The organism is Saccharopolyspora shandongensis (assembly GCF_900106995.1).
Lineage (GTDB): Bacteria > Actinomycetota > Actinomycetes > Mycobacteriales > Pseudonocardiaceae > Saccharopolyspora > Saccharopolyspora shandongensis.
The window spans coordinates 66,490-85,994 of sequence record NZ_FNOK01000011.1 but is presented as its reverse complement, the minus strand read 5'-3'; the positions used below and the strand labels follow the sequence as shown (position 1 = coordinate 85,994).

At 71.0% G+C, this 19,505-nt stretch carries 20 protein-coding genes; 18 read left to right on the top strand and 2 right to left on the bottom strand.

The features are described 5' to 3' along the window. The first annotated feature begins 168 nt into the window (after positions 1-168). From rplM to BLW84_RS14070, 11 genes are all read left to right on the top strand, one after another. Positions 169-615 carry a 50S ribosomal protein L13 gene (gene rplM, locus BLW84_RS14110; RefSeq protein ID WP_093265585.1) on the top strand — a complete coding sequence of 149 codons (447 nt, stop codon included), beginning with the start codon at positions 169-171 and terminating at the stop codon, positions 613-615. Positions 616-641: 26 nt separating this feature from the next. Further along, a complete protein-coding gene (rpsI, locus tag BLW84_RS14105) occupies positions 642-1,154 on the top strand; it encodes a 30S ribosomal protein S9 (RefSeq protein ID WP_093265766.1) in 513 nt (170 codons plus the stop codon). Positions 1,155-1,269: 115 nt separating this feature from the next. Beyond that, entirely contained in the window at positions 1,270-2,604 is a 1,335-nt protein-coding gene (gene glmM, locus BLW84_RS14100) for a phosphoglucosamine mutase (protein ID WP_093265765.1), read from the top strand. A gap of 51 nt (positions 2,605-2,655) precedes the next feature. Next, on the top strand, positions 2,656-2,811 hold the full coding sequence (locus BLW84_RS47465; RefSeq protein ID WP_177226465.1) for a hypothetical protein: 156 nt from the start codon (positions 2,656-2,658) through the stop codon (positions 2,809-2,811). Positions 2,812-2,820: 9 nt separating this feature from the next. Continuing rightward, a complete protein-coding gene (locus BLW84_RS47460; RefSeq protein ID WP_177226464.1) occupies positions 2,821-2,964 on the top strand; it encodes a hypothetical protein in 144 nt (47 codons plus the stop codon). 213 nt (positions 2,965-3,177) lie between these two features. Beyond that, positions 3,178-3,405 (top strand): hypothetical protein, encoded by a 228-nt coding sequence (locus BLW84_RS14095; RefSeq protein WP_177226463.1) that lies wholly within the window; start codon positions 3,178-3,180, stop codon positions 3,403-3,405. Positions 3,406-3,433: 28 nt separating this feature from the next. Next, entirely contained in the window at positions 3,434-3,634 is a 201-nt protein-coding gene (locus tag BLW84_RS14090) for a hypothetical protein (RefSeq protein ID WP_093265584.1), read from the top strand. Between the two features lie 145 nt (positions 3,635-3,779). Then, positions 3,780-4,085 carry a hypothetical protein gene (locus tag BLW84_RS14085; protein ID WP_093265582.1) on the top strand — a complete coding sequence of 102 codons (306 nt, stop codon included), beginning with the start codon at positions 3,780-3,782 and terminating at the stop codon, positions 4,083-4,085. Beyond that, complete coding sequence (locus BLW84_RS47455) at positions 4,085-6,865, top strand: hypothetical protein (RefSeq protein ID WP_177226462.1); 2,781 nt, start codon at positions 4,085-4,087, stop codon at positions 6,863-6,865. Before BLW84_RS14085 ends, BLW84_RS47455 begins: the two co-directional genes overlap by 1 nt. Before the next feature lie 5 nt (positions 6,866-6,870). Beyond that, on the top strand, positions 6,871-7,293 hold the full coding sequence (locus BLW84_RS14075) for a hypothetical protein (RefSeq protein ID WP_143060945.1): 423 nt from the start codon (positions 6,871-6,873) through the stop codon (positions 7,291-7,293). A 228-nt stretch (positions 7,294-7,521) separates the two neighbouring features. Then, entirely contained in the window at positions 7,522-8,280 is a 759-nt protein-coding gene (locus BLW84_RS14070; RefSeq protein WP_093265579.1) for a hypothetical protein, read from the top strand. Position 8,281: 1 nt separating this feature from the next. Here the strand turns inward: BLW84_RS14070 and BLW84_RS14065 are convergent, their stop codons facing one another. Further along, on the bottom strand, positions 8,282-9,118 hold the full coding sequence (locus BLW84_RS14065; protein ID WP_177226461.1) for a dienelactone hydrolase family protein: 837 nt from the start codon (positions 9,116-9,118) through the stop codon (positions 8,282-8,284). Positions 9,119-9,234: 116 nt separating this feature from the next. On the opposite strand from BLW84_RS14065, the gene glmS reads away from it, so the two are divergent. The 6 genes from glmS to BLW84_RS14035 all read left to right on the top strand — a co-directional run bounded on the left by glmS (position 9,235) and on the right by BLW84_RS14035 (position 16,482). Continuing rightward, a complete protein-coding gene (gene glmS, locus BLW84_RS14060; protein ID WP_093265576.1) occupies positions 9,235-11,097 on the top strand; it encodes a glutamine--fructose-6-phosphate transaminase (isomerizing) in 1,863 nt (620 codons plus the stop codon). A 195-nt stretch (positions 11,098-11,292) separates the two neighbouring features. Then, positions 11,293-12,810, top strand: a complete 1,518-nt coding sequence (locus tag BLW84_RS14055; protein ID WP_093265575.1) for an NAD(P)H-hydrate dehydratase — start codon at positions 11,293-11,295, stop codon at positions 12,808-12,810. Between the two features lie 285 nt (positions 12,811-13,095). After that, a complete protein-coding gene (gene alr / locus BLW84_RS14050) occupies positions 13,096-14,241 on the top strand; it encodes an alanine racemase (protein ID WP_093265573.1) in 1,146 nt (381 codons plus the stop codon). Next, positions 14,238-15,332 (top strand): alpha/beta fold hydrolase, encoded by a 1,095-nt coding sequence (locus tag BLW84_RS14045; RefSeq protein WP_093265571.1) that lies wholly within the window; start codon positions 14,238-14,240, stop codon positions 15,330-15,332. The genes alr and BLW84_RS14045 overlap by 4 nt, the downstream gene beginning before the upstream one ends. After that, positions 15,329-15,808: a tRNA (adenosine(37)-N6)-threonylcarbamoyltransferase complex ATPase subunit type 1 TsaE gene (gene tsaE, locus BLW84_RS14040; RefSeq protein ID WP_245761133.1), complete on the top strand. Its 480-nt coding sequence runs from the start codon at positions 15,329-15,331 to the stop codon at positions 15,806-15,808. The genes BLW84_RS14045 and tsaE overlap by 4 nt, the downstream gene beginning before the upstream one ends. Further along, complete coding sequence (locus tag BLW84_RS14035; protein ID WP_177226460.1) at positions 15,805-16,482, top strand: DedA family protein; 678 nt, start codon at positions 15,805-15,807, stop codon at positions 16,480-16,482. The genes tsaE and BLW84_RS14035 overlap by 4 nt, the downstream gene beginning before the upstream one ends. A 391-nt stretch (positions 16,483-16,873) precedes the next feature. Here the strand turns inward: BLW84_RS14035 and BLW84_RS14030 are convergent, their stop codons facing one another. Then, on the bottom strand, positions 16,874-17,653 hold the full coding sequence (locus tag BLW84_RS14030) for an IclR family transcriptional regulator (protein WP_093265570.1): 780 nt from the start codon (positions 17,651-17,653) through the stop codon (positions 16,874-16,876). 240 nt (positions 17,654-17,893) lie between these two features. On the opposite strand from BLW84_RS14030, the gene aceB reads away from it, so the two are divergent. After that, on the top strand, positions 17,894-19,483 hold the full coding sequence (gene aceB / locus BLW84_RS14025) for a malate synthase A (protein ID WP_093265568.1): 1,590 nt from the start codon (positions 17,894-17,896) through the stop codon (positions 19,481-19,483). The last annotated feature ends 22 nt before the right edge of the window (positions 19,484-19,505 follow it).

Sequence of the window (19,505 nt, the reverse complement as noted above, 5' to 3'; positions counted from 1 at the left end):
CGCGGCTGCAGTTCGCGTCAGCGGATCGGATCCCCAGCGGATCGCGGTCCCGGCGGCGGTACTGGCGGACGTGCCGGTTCCCAGGGGAGTTCCTGCGGGAACCGACCGGCGTGATCGAGACGGGCTCCGCACTGACGATTCCGACGCGAACGACGACGAGGTAGATCCGTGCGCACGTACAGCCCGAAGCCCGGCGAGGTGACCCGCGCCTGGCATGTGATCGACGCCGAGGATGTGGTGCTCGGCCGGTTGGCAACTCAGGCCGCGACGCTGCTGCGCGGCAAGCACAAGCCGACCTACGCGCCGCACATCGACACCGGCGACTTCGTCGTCATCGTCAATGCCGAGAAGGTCGCCCTGACCGGTAACAAGCGCACCCAGGCGTTCCAGTACCGGCACAGCGGTTACCCCGGTGGTCTGCGCAAGCAGTCCTTCGGCGAGGTGCTCGAGAAGCACCCCGAGCGGCTGCTCGAAAAGGCGATCAAGGGCATGTTGCCGAAGAACAAGCTCGGCCGCGCGATGGGCAAGAAGCTCAAGGTCTACGCCGGCGCGGAGCACCCGCACCAGGCCCAGAACCCGCAGCCGTTCGAGATCAACGCGAAGGTCGAGAAGTGACTGACGAACTTCAGCAGGAAGAGAACGTGACCCCGACTCCGGAGGAGACCACCGAGGTCGCCGTCGAGGAGACCGCCGAGGTCGCCGTCGAAGACGCCGCGGAGGAGACCGCCGAAGAGGCGGCTGCCCCGGCCCCGATCCCGGTGCCGACCGGCCGCCCGGTCCAGACCGTGGGTCGCCGCAAGGAAGCCGTCGTCCGGGTCCGGCTGGTGCCGGGCACCGGTGGCTTCAAGCTCAACGGCAAGACCCTCGAGCAGTACTTCCCGAACAAGGTGCACCAGCAGCTGATCAAGGAGCCGCTGGTCACCGTCGAGCGCGTGGAGAACTTCGACGTGTTCGCCACCCTGCGCGGTGGCGGCCCGTCGGGCCAGGCCGGTGCGCTGCGCATGGCGATCGCCCGTGCGCTGGTCGCCTACGAGGCCGAAGACCGCCCGGCGCTGAAGAAGGCCGGCATGCTCACCCGTGACGCGCGGGAGAAGGAGCGCAAGAAGTACGGTCTCAAGAAGGCCCGCAAGGCGCCGCAGTACAGCAAGCGCTGACGCGAACTTCATCCGATCTGCGGGAGCAGCCTCGTCCGTCATGGACGAGACTGCTCCCGCAGTCGTATGCACCGCCGCGCGGTTTTCCGCGTCACACGAGGAGGAAGTGCTGCTGATGGCTCGGTTGTTCGGCACCGACGGGGTGCGCGGGTTGGCCAACGCCGATCTGACGCCGGAGCTTGCGATGTCGGTGGCCGCTGCGGCGGCACGCGTGCTCTACGACCGGGACGATTCGCAGCGCCGGGTGGCGCTGGTGGGCAGAGATCCCCGCGCCAGCGGCGAGATGCTGGAGGCGGCGGTCACGGCGGGCCTGACCTCGGCCGGAGCCGATGTGCTGCGGGTCGGCGTGCTGCCCACCCCGGCCGTCGCGCATCTGGTCGCCGAGCTGGGCGCGGACTTCGGCGTGATGATCTCCGCCTCGCACAACCCGATGCCGGACAACGGGATCAAGCTGTTCGCGGCCGGCGGGAACAAGCTCGCGGACACCGTCGAGAACGAGATCGAGGCGCGCCTGAACGAGCAGGTCGACCGGCCCACCGGGGCCCAGGTCGGCCGCGTCCGCGACGTCCCCGACGCGGTGCGGCGTTACGTCGATCACCTGCTGACCGCGGCACCGCAGCCGCTCGATGGGCTGAAAGTCGTCGTGGACTGCGCCAACGGTGCGGCTTCGGTCGCGGCGCCGGAGGCGTACCGCCGGGCGGGTGCCGAGGTGATCGCGATCAGCGCCGAGCCCGACGGCATCAACATCAACGACGGCGTCGGCTCCACCCACCTCGAAGTGCTGCAGGCGGCGGTGCTCGAACACGGCGCGGACCTGGGCATCGCGCACGACGGTGACGCGGACCGCTGCCTCGCGGTGGACGCCACCGGTGCCGCGGTGGACGGCGACCAGATCATGGCGGTCCTCGCGGTGGCCATGTACGAGGCAGGCGAGCTGACCGAGAACACGCTGGTCGCGACCGTGATGAGCAACCTCGGCCTGCACCTGGCGATGCGCGAGCAGGGCGTGGCGCTGCGCACCACGGCCGTCGGCGACCGGTACGTGCTGGAAGAACTGCGGGCGGGCGGGTTCGCGCTCGGCGGCGAGCAGTCCGGCCACGTCGTGCTGCCCGGCCACGCCACGACCGGCGACGGCCTGCTCACCGCGCTGCGGCTGATGGGCCGGATGGCGGCCACCGGCACCCCGCTGGCGTCGTTGGCCAAGGTCATGCGGCGGTTGCCGCAGGTGCTGATCAACGTGCCGGTGGCCGACAAGGCCACGGTGTGCGCGGCGGCCGACGTCGCGTCGGCGGTGGCCGCGGCCGAGGCCGAACTCGGTGACACCGGCCGCATCCTGCTCCGCCCGTCGGGCACCGAGCAGCTGGTTCGGGTGATGGTCGAGGCGCAGAGCGAGGACCGGGCGCAGGCGGTGGCCGAGCGTTTGGCCGAACTTGTTGCCTCAATTCGGTGATCTTGTGACTTTGATCTCTCATCGCGACGCGATCTATGAGACCCTGCTCACATGGGTGCCATCGTTGTCGCCATGGTTGTCGGGCTCGTCGCTGTCGGGCTCGTCGTCGGAATCGTGATCTTCTCCGCGCTCGCGCTCGCCGGCATGAAAGCCGTCAACGCCGCGCACGAGAGCAGGTCGTGGTTCGTCAACCGCAGGCGGAGCTGAGCGTGAGCCATGCGCGGACGACTCTTCGGTGACCTGCTGATCGTTCTGGTGGTGCCCGCGGTGCTCATGGTCCTGGGCGCATTCGTGTTCGCCGTCGTGCTGGCGCAGGGCTGGGGCCTGCCGCTGATCCTCGAGGGCGGGGTCCACTACTGACCACCGGCTGAGCCCGCGCGGTGTGATCCGGGATCATGCGGTGCTGTGATCTCCATCGATCTGCGGCTCGTCGTTCTGCTGCTCGGCCTCTTGGCGAGCGTCGGCTTCATGGTGCTCTTGGTGGTGCTGTTCCGGCGGCGCTGAACTTCGCCGTCGCCGGCCCGTCGCCGCGGTGCCCTCCGATAGGTTCGAGCCGAACGATTGGAGGCCGTAGTGATCTTCACCATCCTGATCGTGATCGTGCTGAGCGTGATCTTCGGTGCCGGTGGCGGCGCGGTCGTCGCGCTGATCATGAAGGGCAAGTCTCCGGCGCAGCAGCCGATGCAGCAGTTCCCGCCGCAGCAACCCCAGCCCCCGCAACACCCGCAGCAGCCGATGCAGCAGCAGTTCCCGCCGCAACAGGGCTTCGGGCAGCCGCCGCAGGGCCCCTACCAGCAGTGAATCCGCGACGGCGCGAAGAGGAGGAACGTTGCACCTGGTGATCACGCTGGTGGGCAGCCTGATCTTCGGCGGCGGCGCTGGTGCGCTGACGGCGATGCTGATCCTGAAGAGCGGCGGCGCGCCGCGGCCCGCGCCGTTCCCGCAGCAGGGCTTCGCCCCGCAGCAGCCGCAGCAATTCCCGCAACAGGGCTTCGGGCAGCCACCGCAGGGGCCGCACCCGCCGCAGTGATCGACTTCTCGCTTCGCGGATGCAAGCACCTCGGTGGATCTGCAGTTTCGCCTCGGGGAACCTGCCAAGATGAGGAACCTGTGAGGCGCGCGTGCCGTCACACCCCTGGTGCGACGTGCGCGACAGGTCCGGTGAAGGGGGCACGATGAGTGGGGCGCAGACCTCGGGGACCGACATCTCGAAAGCGGCCAATGCGTTCTCCGACGGTGCCGGGTCGCTCAAGGAGCAGGCCAAGAAGGCCACCGATACGAAGCTGACCGCGGAGAAGTTCGGCAAGAAGTTCCACGAGGCCGGCAAGGCCTACAAGGACGCGTTGGACAAACTGGGGAAGAACATCGAGTCGTTCGGCGAGCACGGCTCGAAGCTGTCCGAAGACTTCTCGTCGACCGCGAAGGAATACCAGGCCAGCGACGAATCCGGGGCCAATGAGGTCGGGAAGGTGCAGGCCTGATGGCGGACGAGAAGAAGGAAGAGGAAAGCAGCTTCGGCGAGGAGTTCGGTTCCGTCGTCGGCGGCATCCAGGGCGGCATCACCGGCCTGGTGGCGGGCCCGGCGGGCGTCGTGGCCGGCGCGAAGATCGGCTCGGAGGTCGGGGAAGCGGTCGGCGGGGCCGTGCAGGACGCGGGCGAATGGGTCGGTGAGACCGTCTCCGACGCAGGCAGCTGGCTGGTCGACAACGCGGGCGGCATCGCCGACACCGCGATGAGCATCGTCAACCCGGTCGGTGGCGCGCTTTTCGAGAAGATCACCGACGGTGGTTTCTCGGCGCTGCAGGAGAAGGCCAAGGCGGCCGAGGAGCGCAAGGGCAAGTTCGACGACGCCAAGAAGAAGCTCGAAGGCGGCGGCTCCGTCGGCACCTCCGACGAACTGCTCGACGACGGCAAGATGGGCCTCGACTTCTTCGAGAAGTTCCTGCCGTTGTACAAGGACTGGGCGGGCAAGGGCGCGGACTTCAAGGCCGACGTGGTCGAGCAGTACGACCAGCTCCGCGAGATCGACTTCGGCGCGTTCCGGGAGGACGCCGAGCGGCTGGGCGGCGTGCAGCAGGCGCTGCTGGACCAGAACGACTCGATGGGCCGGTCGTTCCAGGGCAGCAGGCAGACCTGGCAGGGGAAGGCCGCCGAATCGGCCGAGGCCAAGGTCGGCAAGTACAGCATGGCGGGCACGACGGTCACCAACGAGACCGAGAACATGGCCGGCGCCATCACCCCCGCCGTCGACGGCATCCAGCAGACCGTGCGCGAGTACGCGAAGTTCGTGCTGGAGCTGGGCAAAGAGATCAAGTGCGCGGGCAAGGACCCCGACGACACCAAGGACGAGATCCGCAAGGCGCGCGGCGACATCAATCTCGAGGACCTCAAGGACATCGGGATCGACGACATCTTCTCCGGTGCCTGGTCGATGATCAAAGACCAGGCGATCGGCCTGATCCTGGGCGGCCCGATCGGCGGGATGATCGGCCAGTTCTTCGGGGCCAAGGACGCCTGCGACCAGATCCGCCAGGGCCTGATCGACGATGCCAAGAAGTGGCTCGACGAGTCGTTCAAGCCCGAGATGGAGCAGAAGTACCAGAGCTTCAAGGACCAGAGCAAGTCCACTCAGGACGCGGTCCAGGCCTCGTACGACAAGATGCTGGAGGCCTCCAAGGTCAGCGACGACCCGTTCAAGGGCCTCGACGGCGACGGCGACAAGGGCGGCAACGACAAGGGCGGTAACGGAACCGGCGGCGGCGGTGGCAACGGAACCGGCGGCGGCGGTGGATCGGGCACCGGCGGTGGCGGTGGCTCGGGCACCGGCGGCGGCGGTGGCTCGGGCACCGGCGGCGGCGGTGGCTCGGGCACCGGCGGCGGCGGTGGGGCGCCGGAGATGCCGGAACAGCCGGAGATGCCGAAGCCGCCGGAGATGCCGGGAATGGACGGCGGCGCCGGCGAGCAGGGCGAGCAGGAGAAGGTGACCCTCGGCGAGGGCGACGACGCGGTCACCGTGCAGAAGCCAGGCCCCGACGGCAAGACGCAGGTCGAGCTGATCGGCCCGGACGGCAAGCCGAAGACCTACGAGGTCGACTTCGGCCCGGCGGGCGGCGCTCCCGGCGGGGCCGACGGCGTGCAGACGATGCCCGCGCCGGGTGGGGTGCCGGGGCAGCCGCCGGTCGGCGGGCCGCCCGGCGGCGAAGGCCCGACCCAGGTGAAGGCGGGCGAGGACGGCAAGGCCGTGATCAAGGAGGGCGACCGCACCATCACGCTGGAGCGGACGCCGGACGGCCAGGTCAAGGTCAACATCGACAACGGTGGCGGGCAGCCGCCGATGAACCAGACGATCGACTTCGGCAGCGACCCGAAGTCGCCGATCGACGAGCGCATCGGGACCATGCCCGCCGACGCGGGCGGGCTCCGCCCGCCGGAGACCGGCGTGCCCGGGCCCGACATCGGCACGGGAACTCCGGAGAACGTGCGGCCGATGCCCGCGGACGTCGGCCCACCGATGGCCGAACCGGGCGTGGGCGGTCCGATGCCCGCGCCGGACATGGGTGTTCCGATGCCCGCACCGGACCTCGGGGCTCCGATGCCCGCTCCCGACGCGGGATTCGGCACCACGATGCCCGCCTACGACACCGGAGTGGGCACCATGCCCGCGGCGGATCCGGGCTTCGGCGCGCCCGCCTTCGGCGGCGGTGCGAGCACCATGCCCGCGTTCGACACCGGCGCCGGTGTCCCGGCGACCACCGAGGCCGCGTCGGCGGGCGCCCCGGCGTCCACCTCGCCGCAGTCGGCCGGCATGAGCTCGTTCAGCAGCCTGGGCGAAGGGGTGCAGAACTCGTTCGGCAGCGCCTCCGGCCAGCTCTTCGGCGGCCAGGACCAGCCCGGCATGCCCGGCGGCTCCGACCAGAACGGCTCGACCGGCCTCGCCTCGCTGTCGTCGTCCGCGGGCGACTCCGCCGGCGGCAGCCCGCAGGGTGCCACCGGCCTGTCGTCGCTGGGCGACCCGGGCGGCGCCGGGCAGGGCCAGGCCGGACCGCAGAGCGGCCAGGGGGGCAACCAGAGCGCCGCCATGGGCGGCGGGATGATGGGCGGCATGGGCGCGATGGGCGGCGGCCACGGCGCTCAGCAGGGCGGCGATCAGGAGCGGACCAACGACAGTCCGTGGCGCACCCAGGGCCAGCTCTTCGACGACGGGGTTGATGCTTCCGGAATGCGGTTCCGGTCGGTCCTCGGCGAAGACCGGGATAGGTGAGCGTGATGGTTCTGATCAACCAGCAGGTCGCGGACGAGATCGCGACCCTGGTCGCGCGGCACCGCTACGGCGTCGAGGACAGCATGGATGCGGTCCGCGCCGCGGAAGCCGCGTCGGCGCAGAAGAACGAGGAGATCAAGGCGGCCGCGGACGAGCGCAAGCAGGAGCTCGTCGAGAAGGCCGCCAACGCCCAACCACCGGAGGACGACAAGCCCCGGAACGACTGGGCGGGCAAGCGGGACGAGCAGAGCAACGAGATCAGCCTCGGGGGCGACGACGAGTTCGAGGAGGAGCAGCAGCCGGCCGCCCGGCCTACGCCGCCTCCCGCACCGCCACCGCCGCCTCCGGCTGCGCCGAAGCCGGCACCGCGCCGGCGGGCGGCGTTCGACGATGACGACGACTACGAGAACCAGAGCTGGTTGAGATAGCACTCGCGGCGGGGCGCGGAGATTTCCGCGCCCCGCTTGGTTTTTCGGGCTGTGGCCCCGCGAAAGGCGTGCCGAGGCGCTGATTCGGGACAAACGTGCCGTAACCGTCTTTTTATCGTGTGTTCACTGTCCACAGTGCACAGTTCGGAACTCCGCTTCGGAGCTGGGGATTCGGGCCGGGGTTTCCCGCTGACACGATCGTGGTCGGGGGTCGCCTATTCTCTGCGGGTGCATCCGCAACAGCCTGGCCCGTCGGGGCAGCCGCAGTACCAGTTCCAGCAGCCCGCTCCGCCTGGCCCGCCGGTCCAGCAAGGACAGCAGATCCCCCCGGGTCCGCCCGGCCCGCCGGGATTCGCCGCTCCGCCGCCGAAGAAGAAGAGCCGAGCCGGTTGCATCATCGCCGCGGTCCTGGTCAGCATCCCGGTCGGCCTGATCTGCTTGGTGGCCGCCGGTTACTTCTACTGGAAGTATCAGCACGTCAACGAACCGGTCGGGTCGGAACCGCTGGGTGTCCAGATGATCCCGGAATGCGATCTGCTCCGCGCCGACACGCTGAAGAAGCTGCACGTAACCAACTTCAGCAGCGGCACCTTCGACGAAGATGTCCAGTGGGCGGACTGCTTCTGGGCGCCGACGAAGGGCAAGGACGGCACCAACGACCGCGATCTGCACATCCAGATCAACGGCAGCGCCTCGACGTTGGCCCAGGAGCAGACCGAAGATGCCGAGGCGGAATTCGACTACCAGCGCGAGAGCACGAAGGCGACCCGCATCAACGACATCGAGGGCCCGTGGGACGAGGCCTTCCTCGCCGGTGACACGTCCACCGTCGAGGGGCTCCTGGTCTTCCGCAAGGGCACCAAGGTGGTCGGCATCAGCTACGACGGAACCGACAAGAGCTACGGCCTTGAAGACACCGGGATGCCGATCGACGAAGCCGAGCAGGGTGCCAAGGCGGTCGCCTTGGAGATCGCGCCGAAGTTGTGAGTCATGTCGCGGCGAGGTCGCCGCGGCTGTGCTCGTGATCGATGTGGCTGCCGCCGATGTCGGCGGTCAGCAGCGCCTCGCCGCGCCGGTCGCCGGTCAGCGTGCGGAGGAAGAACGCGGTGAGCAGGGCCTTGGTGACGCGCTGCGTCGCGTACTCGGGCTTGCCGTGCAGCACCAGCTGGGTCCAGTGCCGTCCCTCGGTGAAGCCGAGGTGGCTGGCCTTCTTCACCGTCCGCAGCTGCACCGGGCCGCCCCAGGCCCGGGCGATCGGCTCGGCGTTGGCCACCGGTGGCGCCAGCAGGTCTTGGCCCGCGGCGATGTGCAGGCCGGGCACCTCGACGCGGCTCGCGGTCTCGAACGCCGACGGCATGGTCTCGGCGGCGGCCAGCGTCGCGACCGAGCGGATCCGCGGGTCGTCGGCCGCCGCGAGCACCGCGCAGCCGCCGCCCATGGCGTGCCCGGCGACCCCGAGCCGCTTCTCGTCGACGCTGATCTCGCCCTCGCCGAGCCGGACGCCGACGCAGATGTCCAGCGCGGTCCGCAGGTCACCGGCGAACAGCCGGTGCGATGCGAACGCGCCGCGCTGCGAGCCGGGCGCGGCGACCACGATGCCCCACGACGCGAGGTGCCGGAGCAGGCCGAGGTACCGGCGGGGCGGCTGCAGCCAGCCGTGCCCGAACGCGATCGCGGGCAGGCCGAGCCCGCTGCGCGGCGTGCAGACGATGCCGGGCAGCCCGACGAGGGCGAGATCACCGTGCAGGACGTCGTGCGGTCCGCGGCGGGACAGCTCTTCGAACGCGTTCTTCGCGGAAGGGGCCTTCTTGGCAGTGCGCGCCATGGTCAGCAACGGTAGCGGACCTGCTCATGCGCACGCGGTAGCCGCCACGGGAGGGGTTCGCCGTTCCGGCTGACGCGAACAGGTTCAGACCATGTGGAGTAGCTACGCTGGGCCGAGTGTGCGGCATCGTTGGTTACGTAGGACATCGCCAGGCGCTCGAAGTCGTCCTCGGCGGACTCCGGCGACTCGAGTACCGGGGTTACGACTCGGCCGGGGTTGCGCTGCTCGACGGCGAGGGCGGCCTCGCGGTGGAGCGCGCCGCGGGCGCGCTGGCGAACCTGGAGAAGCGCCTCGCCGAGGTCGACGGCAGCAAGTTCGCAGGTCACAGCGGCATGGGCCACACCAGGTGGGCGACGCACGGCGCGCCGACCGACCGCAACGCCCACCCGCATCGCGACGCCAGCGGCCAGGTCGCGGTGGTGCACAACGGCATCATCGAGAACTTCGCCGCGCTGCGCGCCGAGCTGGAAGCGGCGGGCATCGAGATGGCCAGCGACACCGACACCGAGACCACGGCGCACCTGGTCGCCGCCGCCTACGCGGACGGCCCGACCGCCGGTGACCTGACCGCCAGCGTGTGCGCGGTCGCCCGGCGCCTGGAGGGCGCCTTCACCCTGGTCGTCACGCACGCCGCCGAGCCCGGGAAGATCGTGGCCGCGCGCCGGTCGTCGCCGCTGGTCGTCGGGGTCGGCGAGGGCGAGCACTTCCTCGCCTCCGACGTCGCCGCGTTCATCGAGCACACCCGCGACGCGGTGGAGCTCGGCCAGGACCAGGTGGTCACCATCACCCGCGACGGCTACCGGGTGACCGACTTCTCCGCCGTGGACGTCGAGGCCAAGCCGTTCACCGTGGACTGGGACCTGTCGGCCGCCGAGAAGGGCGGCCACGACTACTTCATGCTCAAGGAGATCGAGGAGCAGCCCGAGGCGCTGGAGAACACGCTGCGCGGGCACTTCGCCGGCGGCGGCATCGTGCTCGACGAGCTGCGGCTCACCGAGCAGGACCTGCGGGACATCGACAAGGTCTTCGTCGTCGCCTGCGGCACCGCCTACCACTCCGGGCTGCTCGCCAAGTACGCCATCGAGCACTGGTGCCGGGTGCCCGTCGAGGTCGAGCTGGCCAGCGAGTTCCGCTACCGCGACCCGGTGCTGGGGCGGGACACGCTGGTGGTGGCGATCTCCCAGTCGGGTGAGACCGCCGACACGTTGGAGGCGGTGCGGCACGCACGCACCCAGCGGGCGCGGGTGCTGGCGATCTGCAACACCAACGGCGCGCAGATCCCGCGCGAGTCGGACGCGGTGCTCTACACCCACGCCGGGCCGGAGATCGGCGTCGCGGCGACCAAGACGTTCCTGGCGCAGGTGGCGGCGAACTACCTGGTCGGGCTGGCCCTGGCGCAGGCGCGCGGCACGAAGTACTCCGATGAGGTGGCGCGGGAGTTCGCGGAGCTGTCGGCGATGCCCGACGCGGTGCGCCGCACGCTGTCCACGGTGGAGCAGGTGCGGGAGCTGGGCCGGGAGCTCGCCGACGCGAAGGCGGTGCTGTTCCTAGGGCGGCACGTCGGCTACCCGGTGGCGCTGGAGGGCGCGCTCAAGCTCAAGGAGCTCGCGTACATGCACGCGGAGGGCTTCGCGGCGGGTGAGCTCAAGCACGGGCCGATCGCACTGATCGAGGAAGGCCTGCCGGTGGTCGTGGTGATGCCGTCCCCGAAGGGGCGGGCGCTGCTGCACTCCAAGCTGGTCTCCAACATCCGCGAGATCCAGGCGCGCGGCGCCCGGACGATCGTGATCGCCGAGGAGGGCGACGACGAGGTCCGGCCGTTCGCGGACGAGCTGGTGACCATCCCGGCGGTGCCGACGCTGCTGCAGCCGCTGGTGTCGACGGTGCCGCTGCAGGTGCTGGCGGCGGAGATCGCCCGGGCCCGCGGCTACGACGTCGACAAGCCCCGGAACCTCGCCAAGTCCGTCACCGTCGAGTGATCCTCGCCGGGCCTCGAGCCCGGATCGGCGTTTCTGCCGACGATCCGGCCGTGGGTCTTCTGGGCTGCTAGCGCGACCCGGAAGGCTCACGGCCGGAGCCGTCGGCGGAAACTGTGCGGCTTGCCGGAAGATCGGATGCCGACGGGCCGCGCGAGGCAGACTGTGCGGCGATTGCCGACTGCGAGGAGGAACGCGATGCACGGAGTGTGGACGCCCGACCAGATTCGCGCCGCCGAGCAGCGGCTTTTCACCCGGACACCGGAGCCCGCGGTGATGCGCCGCGCCGCGTACGCCGTCTCGGTCCACACCGCGCGGGTCCTCACCGAGTTCACCGGCGGCGTCGCCGGTCGCCACGTCGCGCTGCTCGTCGGCGCGGGCAACAACGGCGGCGACGCGCTGTGGGCCGGGGCGTTCCTCCGGCGCCGCGGCGTCGGCGTCACGGCGGTGCTGCTCGCCCCGGAGCGGGCGCACGCCGAGGGCCTCGCCGCGCTGCGGCGGGCCGGTGGCCGCGCTGTCCCGGCGGAGGGCGCGAGCCCGGACACCGCGGGGATCGGGGCGGAGGCCGCGGATGCGGTGGAGCGCGCCGACGCGGTGATCGACGGGATCGTCGGCCTGTCCGCGCGCGGTCCGCTGCGGCCGGTGGCTGCGGAGCTGGTGCGCCGGGTCGACGTGCCGATCGTCGCGGTCGACCTGCCCAGCGGCGTCGATCCGGTCACAGGCGCGGTCGACGGCCCGGCGGTGCTGGCCGACGTCACGGTGACCTTCGGCGGGCGCAAGCCCTGCCACGTGCTGGGCGCCGGCGCGGTGCACTCCGGGGACGTCGAGGTGATCGACATCGGGCTGGCCGACGACCTGCCCGATCCCGAGCTCTACCTGCTGCAGGCCGCCGAGATCGGCCTGGGCTGGCCGGTTCCGGGCCCGGCCGACGACAAGTACAGCCAGGGCGTGGTCGGGGTCGCCGCCGGCTCGGCGACCTACCCCGGCGCGGCGGTGCTGGCCTGCGGCGCGGCGGTGCAGGCGACCGCGGGAATGGTGCGCTACGCCGGTCCCGCCGCGGACGTGGTGCGCACGCACTGGCCGGAGGTGGTGGCGACCGGTTCCGTCAGCGACGCCGGGCGCGTGCAGGCGTGGGCGGTGGGGCCGGGGATCGGCACCGGAGCCAGCGGCCGCGACGTGCTGCGGCACGTCCTGGATTCCGGGCGGCCGGTGTGCGCGGACGCCGACTCGATCACGCTGTTCGCCAACGACAGCACGCTGTGGGACGCGCGTGACCCGGACGCGCCGCTGGTGCTGACGCCGCATGCGGGCGAGTTCGCGCGGCTGGCGGGCAGGGAGCCCGGCGAGGATCGGGTCGCCGCGGCGCGGGAGGTCGCCGCGCGCTTCGACGCGGTGCTGCTGCTCAAGGGCAACACCACCATCGTCGCCGCCCCGGACGGCCGGGTGCTCGTCAACGACTCGCGGCACGCCTGGCCGGCGACGGCTGGCTCCGGCGACGTGCTCACCGGATTGATCGGCGCGCTCCTGGCCGGCGGCGTGGAGCCGTGGCTGGCCTGCGGCTACGCCGCGCACGTCCACGCCCTCGCGGCGGACCTCGCCGCCCACGGCGCCCCGGCCCGGACCCCGGCGGAGGTCGGCGCCCCGATCGGGGCCTCGGCGCTGCTCGCGGCGGTCCCCACGGCGATCCGAACGGTCCGCGAAGCGGCGCTGTCCTGAGTCGCTGAGCGGCCCGCCGTCAAGGGCCTTGGTGAGCTGCGAAAACACTGCCGTGTTCGCGGCCGGGGCCGTGCGAGGCGGTGTCCGATTCCGCCTAGAATCGGACACGTCAGAAGCATTGCTCCGGATCGTGGAAGTTCTCCCGTGGTGAGCGGGGAGATTTCGTCGGACGTTCATGTTCGGCGGGGTCGGTTTCGCGGCGGTGCGATGCGGCCGATCGGAGAGGGTGCCGGGCTCCGGTACCTCGAGAGGGGCATCGGAGTGGTGTGCGACCATGTGCCTGCCATGAGTGACCAGCCCGCGTACCGCGCCGACCTGCGCATCGACGTCGACGCGATCCGCCACAACGTGAGGGTGCTCTCGGCGCGTGCCCGCGATTCGGGTGCCCGCACGATGGCCATCGTGAAGTCCGACGGCTACGGCCACGGCGCCCTCACGGTCGCCGCCGCTGCCCTCGAATCGGGCGCGGACCAGATCGGCGTCGCCTCCATCGGAGAAGCCCTGCAACTGCGCGCCGGCGGCATCACCGCCCCGGTGCTGTGCTGGCTCTACGTCGAGGACGACGACTTCGGCCCGGCCGTCGCCGAGGACATCGAGCTCTCCGCCGCCTCGCAGGAAAGCCTGCGCCGGATCGCCGCCGCGGCCGAGCAGCAGGGCCGCGTCGCCCGCGTGCACCTCAAGATCGACACCGGGCTGTGCCGCAACGGCTGCCCGGCCGAGCTGTGGCCCGCGCTGGTGGAGGACGCGGCGAAGGCCGAGGCGGACGGGCACGTCGAGGTCGTGGCGGTGTGGTCGCACCTGGCGTGCGCCGACGAGCTCGACCACCCCTCGATCGACCGGCAGGCCGAGCGCTTCGGCCTGGCCTACGAGCAGGCGCGGGCGGCGGGACTGAACCCGATCCGGCACCTGGCGAACTCGGCTGCCGTGCTGACCCGCCCCGACCTGCACTTCGAGCTGGTCCGGCCGGGCATCGCGGTCTACGGCCTGGATCCCGTTCCGCAGCACGGGGATCACGACCTGCGCCCGGCCATGACCTTCCGCTCCTCGGTGACGTCGACCAAGCGCATCGCGGCGGGGGAGAGCGTCTCCTACGGGCAGCATTGGACGGCCGAGCGGCCGACGAACATCGCGCTGGTGCCGGTCGGCTACGCCGACGGCGTGCCGCGCACCCTGTCGGGCCGGATGTCGGTGTGGCTGGCCGGGAAGCGGCGGCCGGTGATCGGCCGGGTGTGCATGGACCAGCTGGTGGTGGACCTCGGCGACGACCAGGTCGCGGACGGCGCCGAGGTGCTGTTGTTCGGGCCCGGCGACCGGGGCGAGCCGACGGCCGCGGAGTGGGCCGACACGATCGGCACCATCCACTACGAGATCGTCACCGGCATGTACCGGCCGCGGGTCACGCGCACCGTCGCCGACACGGGGACGCCGTGAAGCCGGTCTGGCAGGCGTTGGCCTGGACGAGCGGGGTGCTCGGCGCCGCGATCACCGGCGCCGCGGTCGGCGTCGCCGCGCGCAGCTCGCGGATCGCCGCGCAGCGCAAGGCCGAAGACCCGCTCGCCGACGAGCCTCTCGGCAGGCTCCGCCCGGACCGCCAGTCCACTGTGGCCGCCGACGACGGGGTTCCGCTGTCGGTGCAGGAGATCTGGCCCGCCGACGGCGGCGAGGCGGAGCTGACCGTGGTGCTCGTGCACGGCTTCGCGCTCGACTCCCGCTGCTGGCACTTCCAGCGCCGCGACCTGCCCGAGCTCACCGAGCCGCGGGTCCGGCTGGTGCTGTTCGACCACCGCAGCCACGGCCGTTCCGGCCACTCCGCCAAGCGCAACAGCACGATCGACCAGCTCGGACGGGACCTCGACGCGGTGCTGCGCTCGGCGGCGAGCCGGGGCCCGATCGTGCTCGTCGGGCACTCGATGGGCGGCATGTCGATCATGGCGCTCGCCGAGCAGCGCCCCGAGCTGTTCCGCGACCGGGTCCGCGCGGTCGCCCTGATCGGCACTTCCGCAGGCGCGGTCGGCGCCTCCGGGCTGCCCCGGCCGTGGCTGCACCGCGCCAACCCGGTGCCGCGCGGCCTCGCGCTGCTCGCGGACTTCCAGCCGGACCTGGTGGAACGCACCCGGCGGCTCGGCGACAAGCTGACCTGGACGCTGGTGCGCAACCTGTCCTTCGGGGATCGCGAGATCTCGCCGAAGATCGTGGACCTGATGGCCGAGATGATCGGCGCGACCACCGTCGAGGTGGTGACCGACTTCCTGGAGACGATCAGCCTGCACGACCGCAAGAAGGCGCTGGCGGCGCTGCGGACCTGCGAGGCGCTGGTGCTCACCGGCGACGCCGACCGGGTCACGCCGTTCTCGCCGCACGCCGAGGTGCTCGCCGCGGAGCTGCCGGACTCGACGCTGGTGCGCGTGGAGGGTGCCGGGCACCCGGTGATGCTGGAGCGTCCGGAGCTGGTCACCGCGGAGTTGATCGCGCTGATCAGGCGGGCCGTTGGAGGAGCAAGCGGAGAGGTGACCGGGAGTTGAGCCCTGCACTGCAGACCGTCGAGCTGCCGGCGGAGTCCGACACGTTGGAGTTCGGCCGCCGGCTGGGGGCCGCGCTGCGCGCCGGCGACCTCGTGCTGCTGGACGGGCCGCTGGGCGCCGGGAAGACCGTGCTCGCGCGCGGGATCGCCGCGGGCATGGGCGTCACCGGCTCGGTGACCTCGCCGACGTTCGTGATCGCGCGGGTGCACCGGCCGGAGTCCGGCGACGGCCCGGCGCTGGTGCACGTCGACGCCTACCGGCTGGGCGGGTTGGACGAGATCGACGACCTCGACCTGGACACGGATCTGACGGATGCCGCGGTGGTCGTCGAGTGGGGCGAGGGCCTCGCGGAGCGGCTCGCCGATGCGTACCTGCTGCTGCGGATCCGCCGCCGGGACGACGACGTCCGCGAGATCACCCTCGAACCGCACGGCGAATGCTGGGGCCCGCGGCTGGGCGAGCTCGCTGCTCGATGACGGATTTCCTGGCCGGGATCCCCGGCCCGCTCGCGCTCGTCGTCGTCGCGGTTCTGCTGTTCGCCGAATCAGGCCTGCTGATCGGGGTTTTCCTGCCGGGGTCGGGCACGGTGCTGGCGCTCGGCTGGCTCGCCGGGCAGGGCGTCGTGGAGGTGTGGCTGGCCGCGATCAGCGCTTTCGGTGCGACGGCTTTGGGCTGCCAGCACGGGTACTTCCGCGGCCGCCGGGACGGTTTGCTGCGGCGGCAGCTGGTCAAGCGCTTCGGCGAGCAGCGGTTCGCGCGCGCGGAGTCCGCATTGGACGGACGCGCGGAGCTGACGGTGGCGGCGTCGCAGTGCTTCGCCGTGGTGCGGACACTGGTGCCCCGGCTGGCGGGGCACGCCAAGGTGACCCACCTGCGGTTCACGATCTGCAACGTGCCGGTGGCGGCGGCCTGGGCGACGACGCTGGTGCTGCTCGGCGCCTGGTCGGGCGAGGCCTACGAGCAGGTGCAGTCGACGGTGGGCCTCCTAGGCCTGCCGCTGCTCGGCATCGCCGCCGTGCTCGTGCTGGCGGTGTGGTGGCTCCGCCGCCGCAAACAGCTCCGCCAGGTCCAGCAAGTGCCTTCGCCGCTTGCCGGACCTGTCTCAACCTCGTCTAAGCCGCCCGTCGGTCAACGCGAGACCTCGGACTGACGCAGTTTCAATTGAAACTGGACCCCAGTTTCCATTGAGGGTTTTTCATCCTGGTCGGGTACCGCAGCTGCGGCGTCTGACCTGCGCCTGAGTGCGCGCCGTCGCCAAGCGCCGTCAGGCGCTTTCAGGCCCGCCCTCGCAACTGGCACCGCCGCGGGTTCACGGAGCCCACCCCTCTGGGGTTCCTCCGGCGAGGACGGCCCTGACGCCGTGTATTGGCATACATATAGTAAGTCAGGGCACCCACAGCCAGGCGGGCGCTGTAACTCCCGCAGGGGGGCCGCCACCCGCACCGCCACGCAGAACGAGGTTGGAAAAACCTCATTGAAACTGCCAGGTGCACCAGCCAGATGGTGCTGGATTCGGCAGTTTCAATTGAAACCGCGGCGGATCAGGCCGTGTTGCTGACGCTCAGCTCGGCCGACAGGTCGTTGGCCAGGCGCTTCATCAGCGGGATGACCTCGTCCGTCGAGATCCGCGTCATCCGGCCCTCCGGGCCGGAGATCGAGATCGCCGCTCCCGCCGGCGCTCCCGGCACGGCTACGGCGTAGCAGCGCACGCCGACCTCCTGCTCGCCGTCGTCCAGCGCGTAGCCCTGCTGGCGGATGCGGCCCAGCTCCTCCTGCATCGCCTCGACCGTGATGATGGTGCGCTCGGTCTGCGGGTGCATCGTCGTGCGGGAGAGCAGCTGCGTCACCGTCTCCGGCGGCATGGTGGCCATGACGGCCTTGCCGACGGCCGTGGCGTGCGCGTCGACCCGGCGGCCTACCTCGGTGAACATCCGCATGGAGTGCTGCGAGGGGACCTGCGCGACGTAGACGATCTGCTCGCCGTCGAGCACCGCCATGTTGGACGTCTCGCCGGTGGCGTCGGTGAGCTCCGCGAGGTACGGGCGGGCCCAGGAGCCGAGCGCGCGGCTGGCGGTCTCGCCGAGCCGGATCAGCCGGGGGCCGAGCGCGTACCGGCGCGACGGTTGCTGGCGGGCGTAACCGTTGCTCACCAGCGTGCGGATGATGCGGTGGATCGTCGGGAGCGGCAGGCCGGACTTCTCGGCGAGCTCGGACAGGGCGACTTCACCGCCGGCGTCGGCCATCAGTTCCAGGAGCTCGAAGGTGCGTTCGACCGACTGCACCCCTCCGCCCTGAGTCGCCCGCTGCGGGCCAGTGGTCATCGCAGAACTCCCTTTCCACTGTGCTGGCTGAGCAGAGTCTAGTCCGTAGCGGGTGCGCCAGCTCATGTTGCTTCGAACGCTATATGGAAACTAACATCCACGATGCAGAAAACATAACGGGCGTACCGCTAGCGGAACGGCCGCCGCGCGCCTCGTCGGGTGCGCGACAGTCCGCCACGCGGCAAGGTGAGCCATCAAGCCACCGTCTGGAACCCGGCAGCAGAAAGAGGTGGACTTCCCATGTCCGAAACCCCGGCAGGAGTGCAGGTGCTCGGCGGTGCCGTCGAGCGCGGGGACGAGATCCTCACCAAGGAAGCTCTTGAGTTCGTCGCTGGTCTGCAGCGCGCCTTCGGTGCCCGCCGCGACGAACTGCTCGCCCGGCGCAAGGAGCGCCGCGCCGAAGCCACCGCCAAGGGTCGGCTGGACTTCCTGGAGGAGACCCGGCACATCCGCGAAGGCGACTGGCAGGTGGCCGCGCCGCCGGCCGACATCGCCGACCGGCGCGTCGAGATCACCGGCCCGACCGACCGCAAGATGGCCATCAACGCGCTGAACTCCGGCGCGCGCGTCTGGCTCGCCGACCTCGAGGACGCCAACACCCCGCACTGGCGCAACGTGGTCTCCGGCCAGGTCAACCTCTACGACCTGGTCCGCAAGCAGATCGAGCTGACCACGCCCGAGGGCAAGCACTACAAGCTGCGCGACGACGTCAAGCACGCCGTTCCGCTGGTGCGCCCCCGCGGCTGGCACTTCGACGAGAAGCACATCCTGGTCGACGGCAAGCCGGTGGTCGCCGCGTTCGTCGACTTCGGCCTGCACTTCTTCCACAACGCCAAGGAACTGATCAGCCGCGGCAGCGGGCCGTACTTCTACCTGCCGAAGATGGAGAGCCACCTCGAGGCGCGGCTGTGGAACGACGTGTTCACGCACGCCCAGCAGGAACTCGGCGTCCAGCACGGCTCGGTGCGCGCCACGGTGCTGATCGAGACCTACCCGGCCGCGTTCGAGATGGAGGAGATCCTCTACGAGCTGCGCGACCACTCCGCCGGCCTCAACGCGGGCCGCTGGGACTACCTGTTCAGCGTGATCAAGACCTTCCGCGACTCGGACAAGTACATCCTCCCGGACCGCAACTCGGTGACCATGACCGCGCCGTTCATGCGCGCCTACACCGAACTGCTGGTGCGCACCTGCCACAAGCGCGGCGCGTTCGCGATCGGCGGCATGGCCGCGTTCATCCCCACCAAGGACGAGTCCAACGCGGCCGCGATGGACAAGGTGCACGCCGACAAGAAGCGCGAGGCCGGCGACGGCTTCGACGGCTCCTGGGTCGCCCACCCCGGCCTGGTGCCGATCTGCTTCGAGGAGTTCGACGCGGTGCTGGGCGACAAGCCCAACCAGATCGACCGCACCCGCGACGAGGTCTCGGTGACCGCCGACCAGCTGCTGTCGGTGGCCGACACCCCCGGTGAGAAGACCATCGAGGGCCTGCGCGCCGCGGTCGACGTCGGCGTTCGCTACATCGTGTCGTGGCTGGGCGGCAACGGCGCGGCGGCGATCCACAACCTGATGGAGGACGCCGCGACCGCCGAGATCTCGCGTTCGCAGATCTGGCAGTGGCTGCACAACAACGTGGTGCTGACCGGTGGCGAGCGGGTCACCGCGGACCTGGTCCGCGAGGTGCTGGCCGACACCGAGAAGCAGCTGCGGGCCGAACACGGCTTCCCGGTCGACAACCTGGGCCGGGCCGTCGAGCTGTTCGAGCAGGTGGCGGTGGCCGACGAGTTCGTCGACTTCCTGACGCTGCCCGCCTACGAAGAGATCGACTGAGTCGAACTGCGGTGATCCGCCG

What these genes read in the sequence shown, in the direction of transcription:
- glmM (WP_093265765.1), top strand. Translation starts at nt 1,270, where the DNA reads ATGGCTCGGTTGTTCGGCACCGACGGGGTGCGCGGGTTGGCCAACGCC.
- BLW84_RS47465 (WP_177226465.1), top strand. Translation starts at nt 2,656, where the DNA reads ATGGGTGCCATCGTTGTCGCCATGGTTGTCGGGCTCGTCGCTGTCGGG.
- BLW84_RS47460 (WP_177226464.1), top strand. Translation starts at nt 2,821, where the DNA reads ATGCGCGGACGACTCTTCGGTGACCTGCTGATCGTTCTGGTGGTGCCC.
- BLW84_RS14085 (WP_093265582.1), top strand. Translation starts at nt 3,780, where the DNA reads ATGAGTGGGGCGCAGACCTCGGGGACCGACATCTCGAAAGCGGCCAAT.
- BLW84_RS47455 (WP_177226462.1), top strand. Translation starts at nt 4,085, where the DNA reads ATGGCGGACGAGAAGAAGGAAGAGGAAAGCAGCTTCGGCGAGGAGTTC.
- BLW84_RS14075 (WP_143060945.1), top strand. Translation starts at nt 6,871, where the DNA reads ATGGTTCTGATCAACCAGCAGGTCGCGGACGAGATCGCGACCCTGGTC.
- BLW84_RS14065 (WP_177226461.1), bottom strand. Translation starts at nt 9,118, where the DNA reads ATGGCGCGCACTGCCAAGAAGGCCCCTTCCGCGAAGAACGCGTTCGAA.
- BLW84_RS14055 (WP_093265575.1), top strand. Translation starts at nt 11,293, where the DNA reads ATGCACGGAGTGTGGACGCCCGACCAGATTCGCGCCGCCGAGCAGCGG.
- alr (WP_093265573.1), top strand. Translation starts at nt 13,096, where the DNA reads ATGAGTGACCAGCCCGCGTACCGCGCCGACCTGCGCATCGACGTCGAC.
- BLW84_RS14035 (WP_177226460.1), top strand. Translation starts at nt 15,805, where the DNA reads ATGACGGATTTCCTGGCCGGGATCCCCGGCCCGCTCGCGCTCGTCGTC.
- BLW84_RS14030 (WP_093265570.1), bottom strand. Translation starts at nt 17,653, where the DNA reads ATGACCACTGGCCCGCAGCGGGCGACTCAGGGCGGAGGGGTGCAGTCG.
- aceB (WP_093265568.1), top strand. Translation starts at nt 17,894, where the DNA reads ATGTCCGAAACCCCGGCAGGAGTGCAGGTGCTCGGCGGTGCCGTCGAG.